Source organism: Caulobacter sp. GW821-FHT09B08 (assembly GCF_059418225.1).
In genome coordinates this window covers 410,967-430,059 of record NZ_JBWKPL010000002.1, presented here as the reverse complement: position 1 = coordinate 430,059, position 19,093 = coordinate 410,967, and the positions used below count along the sequence as shown (strand labels likewise).

Here is a 19,093-nt window from a genome sequence, read left to right as displayed (position 1 = left end):
TCCGTCACCATGCCGGGAACGCAGCCACTTTGCCCAGTCCAGATGGTCGGCATGCTGACGGCAAAATGACATTTCCGACCCGAAGCCAGTTCGAGGCGCGTTCGTTCAAAGCACCGTCGTTCACGAAAAGAGCCCCGGCGTCCCGCCGCCTAGAGTGGCCAGGCTGATCCGCCGACCGGGCGGTCCGCCCCCATTCTGTCCGCCCATTCTATTTTAGGGACGATCCCATGACCATCCTCGCCACGCCGGCCGCCGGCCCCCAGCTGCTGACCCCGACCGATCACACCCTGATCATGATCGATCACCAGTCGCAGATGGCCTTCGCCACCCACTCGATCGACGCCACCCTGCTGCGCACCAACGCCGCCCTGGTCGCCCACGCCGCCGCCGGCTTTGGCGTCTCGACCATCATCACCTCGGTGGCCGAAAAGAGCTTCTCGGGCCCGGTGTTCGACGAGATCAAGGACGCCTTCCCCACGGCCGAGGTCACCGACCGCACCACGATGAACAGCTGGGAAGACGCCAACGTCATCAAGCGCGTCAACGCCATCGGCAAGGACCGCATCGTGCTGGCCGGCCTGTGGACCAGCGTCTGCATCGTCGGCCCGGCCCTGTCGGCCATCGCCCAGGGCTTCGAAGTCTATTTCATCAGCGACTGCTGCGGCGACGTGTCGGCCGAGGCGCACCAGCGCGCGGTCGAGCGGATGATCCAGGCCGGCGCCCGGCCGCTGACCTCGCTGCAGTACATGTTGGAACTGCAGCGCGACTGGGCGCGCGGCGAGACGTACGACCTGACGACGGGCATCGCCCGCAAGTTCGGCGGCGGCTACGGCCTGGGGATCATCTACGCCAAGACCATGTTCGGCGCCTCCGAAGGCGCCCACGCGGCCTAGCTCCGGCCCGGCGGGACCTCCGGGTCCCGCCACTACCGTTCCGCGTGGAGTGACCCCATGAAGCCCTATCTCCTCTCGCTCGGCGCCGGCCTGCTGGTCGGCGTGCTCTATGCGCTGATGGGCGTGCGCTCGCCCGCGCCGCCGGCCATCGCCCTGCTGGGCCTGATGGGCATGCTGATCGGTGAGCAGGCCGTGCCGATCGTCAAGCGCCTGGCCTCGGGCGCGCCCGTCCTGGCCTACATCAAGACCGACTGCGCCGCGCACATCCTGGGCCCCCAGGCGGCCCCCGCGCCGGACGTCGAGACCGCGAAGGACCAAGCGTGAGCCAGACGCGCCGCCAGACCCTGAGCCAGGCGCTCGGCGCAGCCCTTCTCCCCAGTACCGCTTTGCCCGAAAGGCGCCCGATGTCCGACCTTCTGCTCGTCAACGCCAAGATCACCACCCTGGACCGGGGCAATCCGCAGGCCTCGGCGGCGCTGATCCGCGACGGGCGGTTCGTCGCCGTCGGCCAGGAGGGCGACGTCCGCGCCGCGGCCCGGGCCGACGTCCAGGTGATCGACGCCGGCGGCCGGCGGGTGATCCCGGGCCTGATCGACAGCCACATGCACATCATCCGGGGCGGGCTGAACTACAACATGGAACTGCGTTGGGACGGCGTGCCGACCCTGGCCGACGCCATGGCCATGCTGAAGAAGCAAGCCGCCAACACCCCGCCGCCGCAATGGGTGCGCGTCGTGGGCGGCTTCACCGAGCACCAGTTCGTCGAAAAGCGCCTGCCGACCCTGGACGAGATCAACGCCGCCGCGCCCGAGACGCCGGTGTTCATCCTCCACCTCTACGACCGCGCTCTGCTGAACGCCGCCGCCCTGCGCGCCGTCGGCTACACCAAGGACACGCCCAACCCGCCCGGCGGCGAGATCGTCCGAGACGCGGCCGGTAATCCCACGGGCCTGCTGCTGGCCCAGCCCAACGCCACGATCCTGTACGCGACCCTGGCGAAGGGGCCGAAGCTTCCCCCTGAGTATCAATTCAATTCCACTCGCCACTTCATGCGCGAGATGAACCGCCTGGGCGTGACGGGCGTGATCGACGCGGGCGGCGGCTTCCAGAACTATCCAGACGACTACGAGATCGTCGAGAAACTACACGCCGACGACCAGCTGACCCTGCGCATCAGCTACAACCTCTTCACCCAGAAGCCGAAGGGCGAGCTGGCCGACTTCGCCGGCTGGTCCAAGCAGGTCAAGCCCGGCCAGGGCGACGACACCTATCGCCACAACGGCGCGGGCGAGATGCTGGTCTACAGCGCCGCCGACTTCGAAGACTTCCGCGTCGAGCGGCCCGAGATGCCGGCCAACATGGAGAGCGACCTGGAGCCGGTGATCCGCCTGCTAGCCGAGCAGCGCTGGCCCTGGCGACTGCACGCCACCTACGACCAGACCATCGACCGGGCGCTGGACGTCTTCGAAAAGGTCAACAAGGACGTCCCCTTCGACGGCCTGCACTGGTTCTTCGACCACGCCGAGACGATCAGCGAGCGCAACATCGACCGCATCGCGGCCCTGGGCGGCGGCATCGCCGTGCAGCACCGCATGGCCTATCAGGGCGAATATTTCATCGAGCGCTATGGCGCCAAGGCCGCCGAGCGCACCCCGCCGATCGACAAGATGCTGAAGGCCGGGATCCCGGTCGGCGCCGGCACCGACGCCACCCGCGTGGCCAGCTACAATCCCTGGGTCTCGCTGAACTGGCTGGTCACCGGCAAGACGGTGGGCGGCACGCGCCTCTATCCGCCGACCAACCGCCTGGACCGCGAGGAGGCGTTGCGCCTGTGGACCACGGCCAACACCTGGTTCTCGAACGAGGAAGGCAAGAAGGGCCAGATCGCCGTCGGCCAGTTGGCCGATCTGGCCGTGCTCTCCGACGACTATCTGCGCGTGCCCGAGGACGAGATACCGCACCTGGGTTCGGTCCTGACCCTGCTGGGCGGCAAGGTGGTGCACGGCGAAGGCGACTATTCCAAGCTGGCGCCCGCCCTGCCCCCGCCGATGCCCGACTGGTCGCCGGTGCGCACCTTCGGCGGCTATCAGGATCGCTCGCGTTCGCACGCCAAGGCCCTGGCCTCGGCCTGCGGCTGCGCCAGCGGCTGCGGCGTCCACGGCCACGACCACGCCGCCGCCCTGGGCGCCGAAGCGCCGACCGCCGACGCGCGCTCGTTCTGGGGCGCCCTGGGCTGCGGCTGCTGGGCGGTATGAGCATGGCCACGCCCAAGCCCGTCGCGGCCCTGCTGAAAGCCCCCGCCCTGTCGATCCTGGGACGGGTGCTGCTGACCCTGCCCTATTGGTGGAGCGGCCTGTCGAAGCTTGCCGACCTCTCCGGCGCCCAGGCCGAGGCCGCTCATTTCGGCCTGAAGCCGGCCTGGCTGGTGATGGCCGCCACCGTCCTGGTCCAGCTGGGCGGCTCGGTGGCGGTGATCCTGGGCCGCGCCGGCTGGCTGGGCGCGGGCGCGCTCGGCGTGTTCACGGCGCTCGCCACCCTGATCGCTCATCCCTTCTGGACCGTGGTCGACCCCATGGAGCGCTTCCACGCCCTCAACACCTTCCTGGAGCACATCGGCCTGATCGGCGGCTTCGTGCTGGCGGCCGTGCTGCTCGAGCGCGATCGGAGAAGCGCATGACCCCGCCGCCTCCGAAAGGCGGGACCGCCACCGCCATCCTGGCCGCGTTCAACGGCGGCTTCATCGACACGGTGGGGTTCGTGGGGCTGTTCGGCCTGTTCACCGCCCACGTCACCGGCAACTTCGTGCTGATCGGCGCGGCGCTGGCCACCCATCATTCGGGGATCATCGCCAAGCTGCTGGCCCTGCCGACCTTCATCGTCGCCGTCGCCCTGGTCAGCCTGTTTCTGCGCCATTGCCGAAAGACCCATCGCCCGGGCGCCCGGGCGCTGCTGGTGGTGCAGGCGCTGCTCCTGACGGCCTTCATGGTCGCCGGCCTGACCCTGGCGCCGTTCACCGGCGGCGATCAGCCGGTCGCCATCCTGACCGGCCTGATCGGGGTGTTGGCCATGGGGGTGCAGAACGCGGCCTCGCGCACCGTCTTCGCCCACCTGTCGCCGACCACGGTGATGACCGGCAACGTCACCCAGATCGTCCTGGACCTGGTCAGCCTGAGCGAGCGCGGTCCGCACGTCGAGGAAGCGCTGCCCCGCATCCGCAAGATGCTACCGCCAGTGCTGGCCTTCGCGGTCGGCGCGATCGCCGGCGGCGTGGGCTTCGTCTTCGCGGGTTTCTGGTGCGTCCTGGCCGGCGTGGCCGCGATCCTGGCCATGCTGGTGTTCAATCCCGCGGCCGAGGCCAAGGCGTGAAGCCGCGCGCCGCCTGGGTCGCCCTGGCCGCGACGCTGGGCGCTTCGGGCCTGGCCCAGGCGGCCGAGCCGCCGGCGTTCAAGCTGATCCGCTCCGACGAGACCTATCGCTATCTGGCCGACCAGCCGGCCGCCTCGCCCGGCGACCGACTGCGCTACATCCCGCTGAACGACGATCCGGATGTCTATCTGTCCCTCGGCGGCGAGGCGCGGTTGCGGGTGGATGCATTCGACGCGCCGCGCTTCGGTATCGCGGGCGAGCAAGCCGACACCTACGGCCTCGCCCGCGCCCTCTTCAGCGCCGACCTGCACCTGGGATCGCGGGTACGGTTGTACGGCGAGCTGGGCGTGCACCGCGACATCGGCAAGAAGGATCCCCCGGCCGTCAGCGACCGCGACGGCCTGGACGCCCAGGTGGCCTTCCTGGACGTGACGCCCGACGCCGACCGCCGCTGGCGGCTGCGCCTGGGCCGGCAGGAGCTGTCGCTGAACCCCACCCAGCGGTTCGTCTCGGTGCGCGAGAGCCCCAACATCCGGCAAAGCTTCGACGGCGTGCGCGTCACCCGCCAAACCGCCGGCCTGCGGCTGGACGCCTTCTTCGTCCATCCGGTGACCATCCAGACCGGCGGCTTCGACGACAGCAGCAACCGCCAGCAGCGGTTCTATGGGATCTACGCCGCCAAGACCCTGAGCAAGGCCGTGTCGCTGGACCTCTACGCCTTCGGACTCGACCGCGATGGCGTGCGGTTCGGAGCGACGCGGGGCGACGAGCGGCGGAGCAGTTTCGGCGCACGCCTGGCCGGCCGGCGCGGCGCGGTCGACTACGAACTGGAGGGCATGGTCCAGAGCGGCCGGTTCGCCGGCCGCGACATCCGCGCCTGGGGCGGCAGCCTCGGCGGCGGCTATACGCTCCCGCGCCCCTGGTCGCCGCGCCTGGGCCTGCGGCTGGACGCCGGATCGGGCGACACGGATCCAAACGACGGCAAGCTGGGCACCTTCAATCCGCTGTTCCCGAAGGGCGCCTATTTCAACGAAACGGCCCTGACCAGCTGGAGCAACTTGGTCGCCCTGCGCCCCAGCCTGGGCCTGGCGCCGCGCCGCGACGTGACCGTCGAGGTCAGCTACATGGCCCGGCGGCTGCAGACCGCCGACGACGCCATCTATCTGCAGCCCTCGACGGCCCTGACGCCGGCGTCGGCGGGCGGCTCCAAGGCCGTCGGCGGCGCGCTGCAGCTGGACGCCGCCTGGCAGGTGGACCGTAACCTGAAGCTACAATTCGAGGCCGTCCATCAGGACGCCGGCGCGGCGGTGACCGCGCAAGGCGGCCAGGACGTGAACTTCGCCATGGCCATCGTCCAGTACCGCTTCTGACCGATCAGGGATTGACGTAGCGCGCCTTGACCGGGGCGTAGCTGTCCCAGACCACCCCGTCGCTGACCGAGCGCAGCAGCTTGACGTACTCGGCGTGCGACCAGGCCAGGGGCGTGGCGGAGTCGGTGCCTTCACCACGCGTGTAGCCGTGCGGACTGTCCTTGCCGACGCCGTCCCAGACCTGTTCGGGGATCAGCAGGCCGTCGTTGGCGAACAGCTCCATGGCCGTCACATAGGTCTCGCGGATGCGCTTGACGTCCTTGGCCGACGGCTTGCCCTTCAGGCCCGCGACCGCCAGTTCGTAGTGGCCGCGCTCGCCGGTGAAGATCGGCCACACGCGGCCGCGCTGACCGGGGGTCATCTGGCCGCCGACGCCATAGTTGGCGCCCGTGGTCGCGTCCTCGCCATAGCCGTCGACGCCATAGCGCCGCCAGCCCGGGAAGGTCCCCTTGTGGCCCGGGAAGGTGAAGTCGTAGCGCACGCGATAGAGGTCCTGCATCGACTGGTCGTCCAGCTTGGGCAGGGTGGCGAGGATGGCCGGATCGTCGGCGCGGCGCACGCCGTAGCGCACCAGCTCCAGGAAGCCGGCGTCCAGCATCTGGTCCTCGGGCGCATCGATCTGGCCGTTGCGGCTCTCGACCGGGCTCTTGTTGTCGGGGTCCTGGTCGCTGTTGAGACGCAGATAGTACTTGCCGTCGCCGTACTTGCCGGTGGTCGTGACCATGCGGGCCTCGACCTTGGACGAATAGTCGTCGGCCGTCTTGCGATAGCGCTCGGCGCCGGCCGCGTCGCCCGACAGCGCGGCGATGTCGCCGGCGGTCACCAGGCCCGCGATCACCGCCGCCGTGGTCGAGGGCGAATAGCCGCCCTGCTCTTCCCAGCGCTCCTGCTGGGTGAAGGGCGGGGTGATTGTCGAATGGTTCCAGCCCAGGTCGACCTTGCCGCCGTCCACCAGGAAGTCGGCGGCGGGCTTGAGCATCTTGCCGTACCAGCCCTTCAGGTCGTCTTCCGACAGCCAGCCCAGCTTCCACAGCTTCCAGCCCAGCATGATCGGCATGGCCGTCTGGTCCAGCTGGACGCCCACCCACTCGGGCGTGCCATCCACCTCGGACTTCTGCAGGAACCAGCCGCCCGCGCCCTTGTTGCCAGGGGTCTTCGGCCCGACCTGGACGGTGGGCAGGTAGTGGAAGGCCGCCAGCGGCGTCTGCTTGTCGCCTAGAGCCGCCAGGGCCATGGCGCACTGGTAGAAGTCGCGCGGCCAGACGGCCTTGTAGCCGGTCGAGGGCTTGGAGGCGTCGACCGTGTCGCCCCAGGGATTGGACAGCGAGGCGATCAGGGCGCCGGCATAGGTGCGGTCCTCCTGCACCTTCAGCATCAGGGCGCTGGCCTGGACCAGCTTACCGCCGTCGGTCGCGGCCTTGCGCAGGCGCGGCAGCTCGGTCAGCGAGGCCAGGTAATCTTCCCAGCCCACGCGGGCGCCCTCGCCGTTGTAGCGGGCCAGCACCTCGGCATAGCCGGTGCTCAGGGTGGCCGAAGCGGTCTTGTCGGCGGCGGCGATGCTGTCGCCGAAGCCGATGGCGAAGTCGTAGGTCGCCTCGCCCGAGGCTTGGGTCGGCAACTGGCCGGCCAGGACGATGGCGCCCTTGGCCTCGGAACCGCCGTTCAGGGCCCCGTCCTTGTCGAAGATCGCCAGGGCGTCGCCGTCCTTCAGCGTGGCGGCGGCGCCCTTCACGAACGAGGTCCGCCCCTTGAGGCTGAGGAAGAACTTGCCTTCGTGGGCGGTCAGGGCCGTGCCGGCGGAGCCCACGTCGTTGGTCCCGGTGTTGGCCATGTGCGGCTCCAGCACCAGGAACGGGGTGATCGGCCCCTTCAGGGCGCGCACCGTCACGCGGACGAACAGGCTGTTGCGGTCCGGGTCGGTGAAGATCCGCTTCTCGATCTCGAAGCGGCCGTCCCTGTCGGTCGTCGTCACCTTGTAGGCCGGCGACAGGGGGCGACCGGCCTTATCGACGTGCAGATATTCGGTGCGGGTGGTGGTGTCGCGCCCCTCGACGGCCAGGCCCGTGGGGGTCTGGACGGCCACCCGCATCTGCTTGATCTGGGCCTGGTGGATCAGGCCGTACATGGTCTCGGTCAGCACGCCGTCGGCGATCGAGAACCAGACCTTGGACACCGCGCCCGTCGGACCGCCGTCCTTGTAGGCGCCGTCGACATAGGCCTCGTAAGACGCGCCGACGCCGGTCTTGGCCGAATAGGCCCAGGTGGTGGTCGGCTCGGCGGCCTGGGCGGCGCCGGCCGTCAGCAGGGCGGCGGCCGAGGTCAGGGCGAGGGTCTTGCCAATGGGGGTCTTGAAAGTGCGCATGCGAGCCTCTCGAAAGTTCAGGCTGCGGCCTTGGCGAGCGCCTTAGGCTCGCCAGGGTCGCTGACAAAGAAAACGCTGGCGGCGGCGGCCAGGAAGGCGGCCGCTCCGAGGGCGAGGGCCCAGATCGCCTCGCCGCCGAAGAAGGTCTTCAGCAGCGCGCCAAGCAGGGTGGCGGCCAGCAGTTGGGGGATCACGATGAAGAAGTTGAAGATGCCCATGTAGACGCCCATCTTCCGCGCCGGCAGCGCGCCCGACAGGATCGAGTACGGGGCCGACAGGATCGACGACCAGGCGAAGCCGACGCCGATCATCGGCAACCACAGCAGGCTGGGCTCGCGGATCAGATGGAAGGCGGCCAGGCCCGCCGCGCCCAGCACCAGGCACAGGGCGTGACTGGCCTTGCGGCCAGCGGCGCGGGCGATCAGCGGGATGACCAGGGCGGCCAGGGCGGCCACGCCGTTATAGATCGCGAACAGCACGCCCACCCAGTCGGCGCCGTCGTTATAGGCCTTCGAGACGGTGTCGGCGGCGTGGAAGTGGACGGCCGCCACGGCGGGGGTGGTGTAGATCCACATGGAGAAGAGGCCGAACCACGAGAAGAACTGCACGACCGCCAACTGCTTCATGGTGGCCGGCATGCGGAAGAGGTCCTCGACCACTTCGGAGAAGCCGTTGGCCGTCTTGCCCGCGCCGCGCAGAGCGCCCGCGACCAGCTGGGCCAGGCCGAACCCGCCGACCAGGCCGGCCAGGACGTAGACTTCCTTCTCGAGTTTCAGCGCGAAGACCCCGGCGGCCAGCGTCGCTCCGGCCAGGGCCCAGACGCCGCCGGCGACCAGATAGGCACGAACCGCGCGGGTCGGAGGCTCGGCCTCCATGGCCTCTTCGCCCTTCAACGCCTTTTCGGCGGCCTCGAAGGCGGCCACTTGTTCGGGGCTGTATTCGCGGGTGGTGAACACGGTCCACAGCACCGACAGCAACAGACCCGCCGCGCCGACATAGAAGGCCGCATGCACCGAGGGCGGGACACCGCCGGTCTCGGCCACGTTGCTGACCGAGAACCAGTGGGTCAGCATCCACGGCAAGGCCGAGGCCAGCACCGCGCCCAGGCCGATGAAGAAGCTCTGCATGGCGTAGCCGGTCGCGCGCTGCTCGTCGGGCAGGTTGTCGCCGACGAAGGCGCGGAACGGCTCCATGGTGATGTTGATAGAGGCGTCCATGATCCAGAGCGCCGCCGCGGCGATCCACAGGACGGGCGCGTTGGGCATGACCACCAGGGCCGCGCTGGTCAGAAGCGCACCGATCAGGAAATACGGCCGGCGACGCCCCAGCCGCCCCCAGGTCTTGTCGCTGAGATAGCCGATGATGGGCTGGACCAAGAGGCCGGTGGCCGGCGCGGCGATCCACAGGATCGCCAGGTGGTTCACCTCGACGCCGAGCGACTGGAAGATTCGGCTGGTGTTGGCGTTCTGCAGGCCGAAGCCGATCTGGATTCCGAAGAACCCGAAGCACATGTTCCAGATTTGCGGAAAACTCAGCCGCGCCTTGGTCATTCCACTCCCCATCGGCGCGCACTCGCCAATCCATGCGCATTTTTTTCATAGCGCTTTTCGAACGCCATTAGGGCATGCGCCTTTCGACGAGGCAACCGTGATTTCCAACTTTTCAAGGCTATAGACAGGTGATTTCGCCTTGAACGTCCAGCAGACATCAGGAGAAGCGGCGGCATATCGTGAGTTTCGGTTCGTAAAGTTTCCAATTTTTTGCAATACTGGCGAACCGGCGTAGCGACGCCGGCGCGCCGCCGGCCCGGGCCTTGCCAAGCGCCGGACGGCGCGCCTAAGACAGGCTGAAAAACTTTGCGGCAAAATTTGCGACAAAGTACGCAAAAGGGGTGGGTTCGTTGAGCAAGGGCGTCACGCGACTGGAGGACCTGGCCAAGCTGGCGGGCGTCTCGATCTCGACGGCCTCGCGCGCCCTCAACGACAGCCCCGCCGTCAACCAGCGCACCAAGCAGCTGATCTGGAAGCTGGCGCGCGAGATGGACTATCCGTTCCGCCGCTACATGCCGGCCGGCCCTATCGGCGCCGAAGGCACGGTCGCCATCGTGGTGCCCCGTCCGCAGGGCCGCGAGGGCGGCATGTCGGACCCCTTCTTTCTGGAACTGCTGGCCGGGGTCGGCGAGGCCGCCCGCGAGCGCGGCTGCGACATCCTGGTCAGCCACGTGGCTCCCACCTCGTTCGACGACCTGTCGGCGGCCATGACCACCAGCCGCGCCGACGGCGTGATTTTCCTGGGCCAGAGCTGGCTGCACACCGCCTTCAACCGCCTGGCCGAGACCGACGGCCGCTTCGTGGTCTGGGGCGCCCAGCTGCCCGACCAGAACTATTGCTCGATCGGCTCGGACAACCTGCTGGGCGGCAAGCGCGCCACGCTTCACCTGGCGCGCCTGGGCCGCAAGCGCATCGTCTTCCTCGGCGACACCGAGGCGCCCGAGGCGATGCAGCGCCATCGCGGCTATCTGGACGGCATCGAGCAGTTCGGCCTGGGCGTGGATCCCGACCTGATCGTGCCGGCCCACTTCGAGGTCGAGTCGGCCGAGGCCGCCGTCGACTCCCTGATCCAGCGCGGCGTGAAGTTCGACGGCGTGGTGGCCGCGTCCGACCTGATCGGCCTGGGCGCCATCCGCGCCCTGTTGCACGCGGGCCTGTCGGTGCCCGGCGACGTCTCGGTGATCGGCTACGACAACGTGCCGTTCAGCCGCTATTCCCGCCCCGCCCTCTCGACCATCTCGCAGGACACGGCCAAGGCCGGGCGCCTGATGGTTTCCAAGCTGCTGGACGGCAGCGGCCAGGGCGTTGGCCGGTCGGAACGCGTGCCGACCGACCTGATCATCCGGGAATCCTGCGGGGGCTGACGCCCCCTACCCGCGCGCCGCGACCAGGGCCGCCATCGGCGGAAGCTGGCCGGCGGCGCCCAAGTTCACGCCCTCAACGACGCGCCACCCCGCCGGCAAGGTCCAAGACGCGGGCTCGAAGCCGAGGTTGAAGGCGCAGAGCAAGGCCTCGCCGCCCTCCCCGCGCTGGAACGCCACCACGCCCTCCGGCGCGTCGAGCAGGGTCAGGGCGCCGGTCCGCAGCGCGGCGTGAGCGTGACGCAGGGCGATCAGGCGGCGAGCGGTGTTCAGCGTGGAGTCCGGATCGCGCTCCTGACGGTCGACGGCCAGGTCGATGTGTTCGGGATCGATCGGCAGCCACGGCTCGGCCTTCGAGAAGCCCGCATGGGCCGCCACCGCCACCCAGGGGATCGGCGTGCGGGCGCCGTCGCGGCCCAGGGTCTGGGGCCAGTTGGCGATGGCCTCGGGATCCTGCAGCCGGTGATAGGGCACCTCGGCCTGGGGCAGACCCAGCTCCTCGCCCTGGTAGATGAAGACGTTGCCGCGCAGGCACAGCAGCAGCAGCAGGGCCATCTCGGCGAAGGCCTTGCGGTCGCGCCCCTGGACCCAGCGCGACACCGCGCGCGGCGCGTCGTGGTTGGAGAAGGTCCAGGACGGCCAGCCCTCGCCGTCCGAACCCGGCCAGCCGGCCTCGCCCAGGCCGATCAGCTCGGCCTTCAGCTCGTCGGCATAGAGGTAGAGGAAGCTGTAGGCGCTGTTCAGGCGGTCGTCGCCCTTGGTGAACAGCTTCATCTCTTCGTCGGCCCGGTCGCCACCCACCTCGGCCACCGAGAAGCGGCCGCCATAGCTGTCGGTCAGGGCCCGCAGACGACCCAGGAACTTGGGGATGTCGGAGTGGCCCTGGTTGTGGACCTTGTCCTGGAAGTCGAACGGCCGCGTACGCTTGCCTTGTCCCGGCGGGAACGGCGGGTTGTCGGTCAGGGCCGGATTGTGCATGGCGAAGTTGATGGCGTCGAAGCGGAAGCCGTCGACGCCGCGCTCCAGCCAGAAACGCGTGGTGGCCAGCAGGGCGTCCTGGACATCCGGATTGTGCACGTTCAGCTGCGGCTGCGAGGCCAGGAAGTTGTGCATGTAGTACTGGCCCCGGCGCGCGTCCCAGGTCCAGGCCGGGCCGCCGAACACCGACTGCCAGTTGCTGGGCGGTGAGCCGTCCGGTTTGGCGTCGGCCCAGACGTACCAGTCAGCATGCGGATTGGCGCGGTCCTGGCGGCTGGCCTTGAACCAGGCGTGCTCGTCGGAGGTGTGCGAGAACACCAGGTCGATGATGATCTTCAGGCCCAGGCGATGGGCCTTGGCGATCAGGGCGTCGAAATCGGCCAGGGTCCCGAAGATCGGGTCCACGTCCTGGTAGTCGGAGACGTCGTAGCCGAAGTCCTTCATCGGCGAGGCGAAGAACGGGGACAGCCAGATGGCGTCCACGCCCAGCGAGGCGATGTGCTCCAGATGGGCAGTGACGCCCGGCAGGTCGCCCACGCCGTCGTCGTTGGAGTCGGCGAAGCTGCGCGGATAGACCTGATAGATCACCGCGCCGCGCCACCACTCACCTTCAGAAGCAGGCGCGACGGCGACCTTCTGAGCACTTTCGACCGTCACCGCGAACCCTCCGAGACGCAAACCATGTATTGAAACGGCGCCAGACGCACCGTGTAGCTGCCGGGCGCGAACGGCGCCGACGGACAGGATCCTTGCAGCGCGCGCCAAGTCCGGGAGGTCGCGTCGACCTCGACCTGGGCTTCGACGGCGGCGTCGCTGGTGTTGAAGGCGATCAGGGCCTCGCGACCGTCAAGGCGGCGGGAGACGGCGAACAGGCCGGGCTTGTCGCCGGCGGCGCGCACCACCTGGAGACCCTGGCGCAGCACGGCGTTGTCGGTGCGGACCTTGGCCATGGCGGCGATCCGCCGGTAGAGGGACGCGCCGGTGTCGTAGCGATCGGCCGAGCCGCTGACGCCGCCGCCGATCAGGCGGTTGTCGTTGTAGACGGCCACGCGGCTGGCGAACATGTCCTCGCGGGCATTGCGATCGTCGCCGTCGCTGACGAAGCCCTGCTCGTCGCCGTAATAGATCACCGGCACGCCACGCAGGAACATCAACATGGCGTGGGCCAGCGTATCGCGCGCCAGGAGCTCGTCGCCGGACGCCTGCGGATGGGCCTTGGCGATGAAGCCGCCGATGCGGCCCATGTCGTGATTGCCCAGGAACGTCGGCAGCTGCAGTCCAGCCTTCTTGCCGCCCTCGTACAGGGCGTCGGCGGCGAACAGACGGGCCAGTGTGTCGGTCCCGCCCTTGCCGTTGACCGCGTCGGTCACCGCGCGCTGGAAGGCGAAGTCCAGCACGGCCGGATAGCCGTCCACCCGGGTGAAGCGCGCCAGCTCGGCGGGCTCGAAGTCGGAAACCTCGCCGAAGATGTGGAAGTTCGGAACGCCCCGCGCCTTGGCCCGGGCCAGCATGGCCGGCACGAAGGTCTGCCAGAACTCCGGATTGACGTGGCGGGCGGTGTCGATGCGGAAACCGTCGATCCCGAACTGGTCGATCCAGGCGCCGTAGATGTCGATAAAGCGCTGAACGACCCGGGGGTTCTCGGTGAACAGGTCGTCCAGCCCGGCGAAATCGCCATAGGTCATGCTTTCGCCCGACCAGCGGCTGTCACCGCGATTGTGATAGTAGATCGGGTCGTTGAGCCAGTCGGGCGTCTTGGCGTGGGCCTCGCCCGGCGGGATCACCGTCTCGTAGGCGTAGTCCGACCGCTTGAGCCTAGCGAAATTCGCCGCCGTCTGGTTCGCCGCGCCGTCGCCCAGGAAGCCGTCGTTGATCGCCGCCCCGCCGACGCCGCCCTTCCGCGCATAGGGATAGTCGGCCTTGCCGCGATAGGCGCAGCTGCTGGCCGGGCAGTCGCGGTACTGGATCACGTCAGCCGTGTGATTGGTGATGATGTCCAGATAGACCTTCATCCCCCGCGCATGGGCCGCGTCGACCAAGGCCTTGAGGTCGGCCTTGGTCCCGAAATGCGGATCGACGTCGGTGAAGTCGACGATCCAGTAGCCGTGATAGCCGGCCGACTCGTGACCCGCCGCGCCCTGCACCGGCTTGTTCCGGTAGATCGGCCCCAGCCAGATCGCCGTGGCGCCCAGCCCTTGGACATAGTCCAGCCGCGCGGTCAGGCCGGCCAGGTCGCCGCCGTGATAGAAGCCCGCGTCGGTCGGGTCGTAACCCGTCTTCAGCCGATCGCCGGCCAGCCCGCCCTTGTTGTTGACGGGATCGCCGTCGGCGAAGCGGTCAGGCAGGGCGAAATAGATAATTTCGTCGGACGGGAGACGGTCGCGCAAGGCCTGGGCGCACACACCCGACGTGGCCAGAACGCCGGCCAGGACAGCGGCCGCGCCGAGCGCAAAGCGTCGTTCCGCACCCCTTCCCCGCACCAGCCTCGCCTCCCTTTTCACGCAATGGCGCCGCTTCGGCGAGACCATGCTCATTTGTTTGCATAGATTTGCAAAAGCCGCCCCACTCTGTCAATCCGCCGAATTTCACGCTGAAAGCCTTTGAAACACGGGGAAACGGCAATTTCGCCCACAATCTCACGCGACGGAATTGGCTCGAAAGCCACACATGACAATTTGTCCATTTTTGCAGTTGCATTGCTTGCGGTTCTTTGCAGTAATTTGCGCAAGCAAGGACGGACTCACCGCGGCCAAAGCGCGGGAGCCTGCACACGGGAGGGAAACGACGTGACCACCAGCATGAAATATCGCCGCGCGCTGATGAGCGGCGCGGCCACGGGCATGGCGCTGTTCTTCACCGCCGGACAGGCCCACGCCCAGGACGCCGCCCCCGCCGCCGCGCAGGACGCCGGCACCGTCGAGGAGGTGGTCGTCACCGGCATCCGCAAGGGCATCCAGGACGCCATCGTCGCCAAGAAGACCTCGTCGCAGATCGTCGAAGCCGTCTCGGCCGAAGACATCGGCAAGCTGCCGGACGTGTCGATCGCCGAGTCGATCAGCCGCCTGCCCGGCATCGCCGCCCAGCGCGTCAACGGCCGCGCCCAGACGCTGAGCATCCGGGGCCTGGGCCCCGACTACACCCTCACCACCCTGAACGGCCGCGAGCAGGTCTCGACCAACGACAACCGCTCGGTCGAGTTCGACCAGTATCCGTCGGAACTGATCAGCCAGGTCGTGGTCTACAAGACCCCCAACGCCGGCATGGTGGCCCAGGGCCTGGCCGGCACCGCCGACCTGCAGACCATCCGCCCGCTGGCCTACGGCCGCCGCACCCTCGCCGCCAACTTCCGCAAGGAAATGAACAGCGAAGACTCAGCTATCCCCGGCATGAGCAACAAGGGCGAGCGCTATTCGCTGACCTATATCGACCAGTTCGCCGACGGCAAGGTCGGCCTGGCCCTGGGCTACGCCCACACCAATTCGCCCTACCAGACGCTGAAGAAGGAGACCTGGGGCTTCCCCACCTGCTCGGCGGCGGTCTGCGCGGCCGACAACACCAAGCTGATCTCGGGCGGCGAGAAGGACGCGATCAACGCCGGCGTCCTCAAGCGCGACGGCTATCTGGGCGTTCTGGAATTCGCGCCCACCGACAACTTCCACGCCACGCTGGACGCCTACCACTCCGACTTCAAGGAACTGCAGCGCATCGCGCGGATGGAGTTCCCGCTCGCCTGGGGCGCCAACCACCTGCAGCCGGGCTACACCGCCAGCAGCGACCGCATCACCTCGGGCACCTTCACCGACGTCAACACGGTGCTGGAGAACTACATCAACCAGCGCAAGGCCAAGCTGGACTCGGTGGGCCTGAACCTGGCCTACGACCTGGGCGACGACTGGTCGTTCGTGGCCGACGGCAGCTTCTCGCGCGTCAAGCGCAAGGACACCCAGGTTGAGTCCACCGCCGGCACCGGCGTCAACGGCAGCGGCGCCACCGACACCGTCGGCTTCACCACCGACGAGAACGGCATCACCCAGATCAAGTCGAACTACGACTATTCCAACTTCGACACCGTCTACCTGACCGACCCGGGCGGCTGGGGCGGCCCGGCCGCGATCCACAACCGCGCCGGCTACCTGCGCCTGCCCACCACCAAGGACGAGATCAAGGCCATCAAGCTGCAGGCCACCCGTCACCTGGACACCTTCCTGTCGGGCGTCACGGCCGGCTTCAACTACACCGAACACACCAAGGACAAGGACGCCACCGAGGGCTATCTGGAGCTGAAGAACGCCGCCCAGGAGAAGGTGCCGGAAGCCTTCCGTCGCGGCGTGATCAACTCGGCGTTCCTCGGCAACGCCAAGGGCATGATCAACTACGACGCCCTGGGCCTGTACGAGAGCGGCTACTTCGACTTCCTGGAAGAGACCGGTTCGGAAGCCACCAAGCGCACCTGGAGCGTCAAGGAAAAGATCTCGACCTACTTCCTGCGCGGCGACATCGACACCACCCTGCTGGGTCGCGGCCTGACGGGTAACATCGGCGTCCAGATCGTCCACGCCGACCAGCGCTCGAAGGCGTTCTACACCGACGGCACGGCGGTCACCGACCAGACCGGCGGCGCCAAGTACACCAACACCCTGCCGACCCTGAACCTGAACTGGCAGGTGGCCGATGACGTCACCGTCCGCTTTGGCGCCGGCACCACCCTGGCCCGCCCGCGCATGGACGACATGGCCTCGGGCAGCGGCTACAGCGTCCAGGTCCTGGGCCAGCAGCCGATCATGGTCGGCAACCAGGGCGTCTACTGGTCGGAGAGCGGCGGCAACCCGAACCTGCGTCCGTGGAAGGCCAACAACTTCGACCTGTCGGTCGAAAAGTACTTCGGCACCAAGGGCTATATTTCGGCCGCGGTCTTCTACAAGGACCTGAAGAACTACGTCTACTCGATGAACGTCCTGAAGGACTTCTCGAGCACGCCGCTGCCGGGCACGGCCTGCTACGTGGACCCGCAGACCAAGCTGGTTCCGCTGATGGGCCGCAACCAGGACACCGGCCTGATGGAGTGGGTCTGCGCCAACGCCAACGCCAACCGCACCGGCAAGCTGTCGGTCATGCAGAACGCTCAGGGCGGCTACATCCGCGGCGTGGAACTGACCTTCTCGATGCCGGGCGAAGCGCTGTGGGCGCCGCTCGACGGCTTCGGCCTGATCGTCAGCGGCACGCTGAACGACAGCTCGGTCGATCCGCTGGGCACGGGCGAGGTCGACGTTCCCGGCCTGTCGAAGAAGATCGTCAACACGACGCTCTACTACGAGAAAGCCGGCTTCTCGGCCCGGGTCAGCAATCGCTATCGCGACGACTTCCTGGGCGAGGTTCCGGACTACACCAACGCGCTGGGCAACAAGCTGGTGCACAGCGAGTCCGTCGTCGACGCTCAGATCGGCTACATGTTCCAGAACGGCCCGCTCAAGAACCTGACCATCTCCCTGGCCGGCCAGAACCTGACCAACGAGCCGTTCTACACCTATACAAAGACCGGCTCGACGACCACGATCGACCGCTACGAGAAGTATGGGTCGACCTACCAGCTGGGCGTCAGCTACCGCTGGTAAGCAAAGCGTCCCACGGAACGCCCGCCCGTCCCCCAGCGGGCGGGCGTTTTCGTTGCGGCCAGGCGATAGGGAGTCGTCGATGGACCAGGACCTGATCAAGCGCGTCGTCGTCGTGGGCGGAGGAACGGCCGGCTGGCTGAGCGCGTCGATGATGTCGGCCGTGCTGGGCAAGACGGTCGAGATCGTGCTCGTGGAGTCCGAGGAGATCGGCATCGTCGGCGTCGGCGAGGCCACGATCCCGCCGCTGGTGACGCTGTTCAGCGCCCTGGGCCTGAACGAGCCCGAGCTGATGGCGGCCGTCCAGGGGACCTACAAGCTGGGCATCGAGTTCGTCGACTGGTCGGCGAAGGGCGAGACCTACACCCACGCCTTCGGCGGCCTCGGCCGCGACATCGGCCTGACGCCCTTCTACCAGGCCTGGCTGGCCCGCAAGCTGGCCGGCGACGCGCCCTCGCTCTGGGACTTCAGCCTCGCCCAGCTGGCCTGCCAGGGCGCCCGCTTCGCCCATGCCGAGCCCGCTCCCGGCTCGACCGCGCCCAGCCTGACCTACGCCCTGCACTTCGACGCCGGACTGCTGGCCGGCTATCTGCGCCGCCGCTGCGAGGCGCGCGGGGTGATCCGGCGCGAGGGCCGCATCGTCGACGTGTCGCTGCGCGCCGAGGACGGCTTCATTGAGAGCGTGACCCTGGCCGACGGCGGCACGGTGGCCGGCGACCTCTTCATCGACTGCTCGGGCTTCCGGGGCGTGTTGATCGAAGGCGCGCTGCAGGCCGGCTACGACGACTGGTCGGATTTCCTGCCTTGCGACCGCGCCATGGCCGTGCCCTGCGCCTCGTCGGGCCCTCTCCTGCCCTATACCCGGGCCACCGCCCGCGACGCCGGCTGGCAATGGCGCATCCCGCTGCAGCACCGCATCGGCAACGGCCACGTCTTCTGCAGCGCCTTCACGACCGAGGACGAGGCCACGCGGGTCCTGATGGACAATCTGGACGGCCCGCCCCTGGCCGATCCACGCCCCCTGCGGTTCGTCACCGGCCGCCGGCGCGCCAGCTGGGTCAGGAACTGCCTGGCCCTGGGCCTGGCGGCCGGCTTCATGGAGCCGCTGGAATCGACCAGCATCCACCTGGTGCAGTCGGGCATGACCCGGTTCCTGAAGGTCTTCCCCGACAAGCGCTTCGCCCCCGGAACCGTCGCCGAGTACAACCGCGCCACGGCCCACGAGTACGAGCTGATCCGCGACTTCCTGGTGTTGCACTACAAGGCCACGCGGCGCGACGACACGCCGTTCTGGCGCCATTGCCGCGACATGGCCGTGCCCGACAGCTTGGCCGGCAAGATCGAATACTTCCGCGAAAACGGCCATCTGCTCATCGAGCAGGGCGACCTGTTCCTGGCCGACAACTGGGTGCAGGTGCTGATCGGCCAAGGCATTCTGCCCCGCGCCGCCTCGCCCCTGGCCCGAGGCCTCGATCCCCAGAACCTCGCCGCCTACATGGACGACCTGCGCACCGGCTTCGCCCGCGCCGCCGCCGGGCTGCCCTCGCACCAGGACTACGTCGCTCGCATGATACAGGCCGTCGCGGCCGCCTAGAGGGATCGAA

General features: G+C 68.4%; 12 protein-coding genes and 1 pseudogene. 9 read left to right on the top strand and 4 right to left on the bottom strand.

Features of this window, described 5'->3' with window-relative positions:
* Positions 1–227: 227 nt before the first annotated feature.
* From AC07OA_RS08310 to AC07OA_RS08285, 6 genes are all read left to right on the top strand, one after another.
* Positions 228–893, top strand: a complete 666-nt coding sequence (locus AC07OA_RS08310; protein WP_494663317.1) for a hydrolase — start codon at positions 228–230, stop codon at positions 891–893.
* A 57-nt stretch (positions 894–950) separates the two neighbouring features.
* Positions 951–1,217, top strand: coding sequence for a XapX domain-containing protein (locus AC07OA_RS08305; RefSeq protein WP_494663316.1), 267 nt, complete (start codon positions 951–953; stop codon positions 1,215–1,217).
* A gap of 80 nt (positions 1,218–1,297) precedes the next feature.
* Positions 1,298–3,148, top strand: coding sequence for an amidohydrolase (locus AC07OA_RS08300; protein WP_494663315.1), 1,851 nt, complete (start codon positions 1,298–1,300; stop codon positions 3,146–3,148).
* Between the two features lie 2 nt (positions 3,149–3,150).
* Complete coding sequence (locus tag AC07OA_RS08295) at positions 3,151–3,570, top strand: DoxX family protein (RefSeq protein WP_494663314.1); 420 nt, start codon at positions 3,151–3,153, stop codon at positions 3,568–3,570.
* Positions 3,567–4,259: a YoaK family protein gene (locus tag AC07OA_RS08290; protein WP_494663313.1), complete on the top strand. Its 693-nt coding sequence runs from the start codon at positions 3,567–3,569 to the stop codon at positions 4,257–4,259. The genes AC07OA_RS08295 and AC07OA_RS08290 overlap by 4 nt, the downstream gene beginning before the upstream one ends.
* Complete coding sequence (locus AC07OA_RS08285; RefSeq protein WP_494663312.1) at positions 4,256–5,629, top strand: alginate export family protein; 1,374 nt, start codon at positions 4,256–4,258, stop codon at positions 5,627–5,629. Before AC07OA_RS08290 ends, AC07OA_RS08285 begins: the two co-directional genes overlap by 4 nt.
* Before the next feature lie 4 nt (positions 5,630–5,633).
* On the opposite strand, the gene AC07OA_RS08280 is transcribed toward AC07OA_RS08285, so the two are convergent.
* A complete protein-coding gene (locus AC07OA_RS08280; protein ID WP_494663311.1) occupies positions 5,634–7,991 on the bottom strand; it encodes a glucan 1,4-alpha-glucosidase in 2,358 nt (785 codons plus the stop codon).
* Between the two features lie 17 nt (positions 7,992–8,008).
* The gene (locus AC07OA_RS08275) at positions 8,009–9,541 is read right to left on the bottom strand and encodes an MFS transporter (RefSeq protein ID WP_494663310.1); all 1,533 of its coding nucleotides are present in this window, start codon (positions 9,539–9,541) and stop codon (positions 8,009–8,011) included.
* 316 nt (positions 9,542–9,857) lie between these two features.
* On the opposite strand from AC07OA_RS08275, the pseudogene AC07OA_RS08270 reads away from it, so the two are divergent.
* Positions 9,858–10,905 (top strand): annotated as a pseudogene (locus AC07OA_RS08270) (LacI family DNA-binding transcriptional regulator).
* 6 nt (positions 10,906–10,911) lie between these two features.
* Here the strand turns inward: AC07OA_RS08270 and AC07OA_RS08265 are convergent.
* Positions 10,912–12,558 (bottom strand): alpha-amylase family glycosyl hydrolase, encoded by a 1,647-nt coding sequence (locus AC07OA_RS08265; protein WP_494663309.1) that lies wholly within the window; start codon positions 12,556–12,558, stop codon positions 10,912–10,914.
* Complete coding sequence (locus AC07OA_RS08260; RefSeq protein ID WP_494663308.1) at positions 12,534–14,408, bottom strand: alpha-amylase family glycosyl hydrolase; 1,875 nt, start codon at positions 14,406–14,408, stop codon at positions 12,534–12,536. The genes AC07OA_RS08265 and AC07OA_RS08260 overlap by 25 nt, the downstream gene beginning before the upstream one ends.
* A 258-nt stretch (positions 14,409–14,666) precedes the next feature.
* On the opposite strand from AC07OA_RS08260, the gene AC07OA_RS08255 reads away from it, so the two are divergent.
* Both AC07OA_RS08255 and AC07OA_RS08250 read left to right on the top strand, forming a co-directional pair.
* Positions 14,667–17,492 (top strand): TonB-dependent receptor, encoded by a 2,826-nt coding sequence (locus AC07OA_RS08255; RefSeq protein ID WP_494663307.1) that lies wholly within the window; start codon positions 14,667–14,669, stop codon positions 17,490–17,492.
* A 79-nt stretch (positions 17,493–17,571) separates the two neighbouring features.
* Entirely contained in the window at positions 17,572–19,083 is a 1,512-nt protein-coding gene (locus AC07OA_RS08250; RefSeq protein WP_494663306.1) for a tryptophan halogenase family protein, read from the top strand.
* The last annotated feature ends 10 nt before the right edge of the window (positions 19,084–19,093 follow it).

Bases quoted from the DNA above. Each gene is read 5' to 3' on its own strand.
- AC07OA_RS08300 (WP_494663315.1), top strand. From the start codon at position 1,298: ATGTCCGACCTTCTGCTCGTCAACGCCAAGATCACCACCCTGGACCGG.
- AC07OA_RS08250 (WP_494663306.1), top strand. From the start codon at position 17,572: ATGGACCAGGACCTGATCAAGCGCGTCGTCGTCGTGGGCGGAGGAACG.
- AC07OA_RS08275 (WP_494663310.1), bottom strand. From the start codon at position 9,541: ATGACCAAGGCGCGGCTGAGTTTTCCGCAAATCTGGAACATGTGCTTC.
- AC07OA_RS08290 (WP_494663313.1), top strand. From the start codon at position 3,567: ATGACCCCGCCGCCTCCGAAAGGCGGGACCGCCACCGCCATCCTGGCC.
- AC07OA_RS08305 (WP_494663316.1), top strand. From the start codon at position 951: ATGAAGCCCTATCTCCTCTCGCTCGGCGCCGGCCTGCTGGTCGGCGTG.
- AC07OA_RS08280 (WP_494663311.1), bottom strand. From the start codon at position 7,991: ATGCGCACTTTCAAGACCCCCATTGGCAAGACCCTCGCCCTGACCTCG.
- AC07OA_RS08260 (WP_494663308.1), bottom strand. From the start codon at position 14,408: ATGGTCTCGCCGAAGCGGCGCCATTGCGTGAAAAGGGAGGCGAGGCTG.
- AC07OA_RS08310 (WP_494663317.1), top strand. From the start codon at position 228: ATGACCATCCTCGCCACGCCGGCCGCCGGCCCCCAGCTGCTGACCCCG.
- AC07OA_RS08295 (WP_494663314.1), top strand. From the start codon at position 3,151: ATGGCCACGCCCAAGCCCGTCGCGGCCCTGCTGAAAGCCCCCGCCCTG.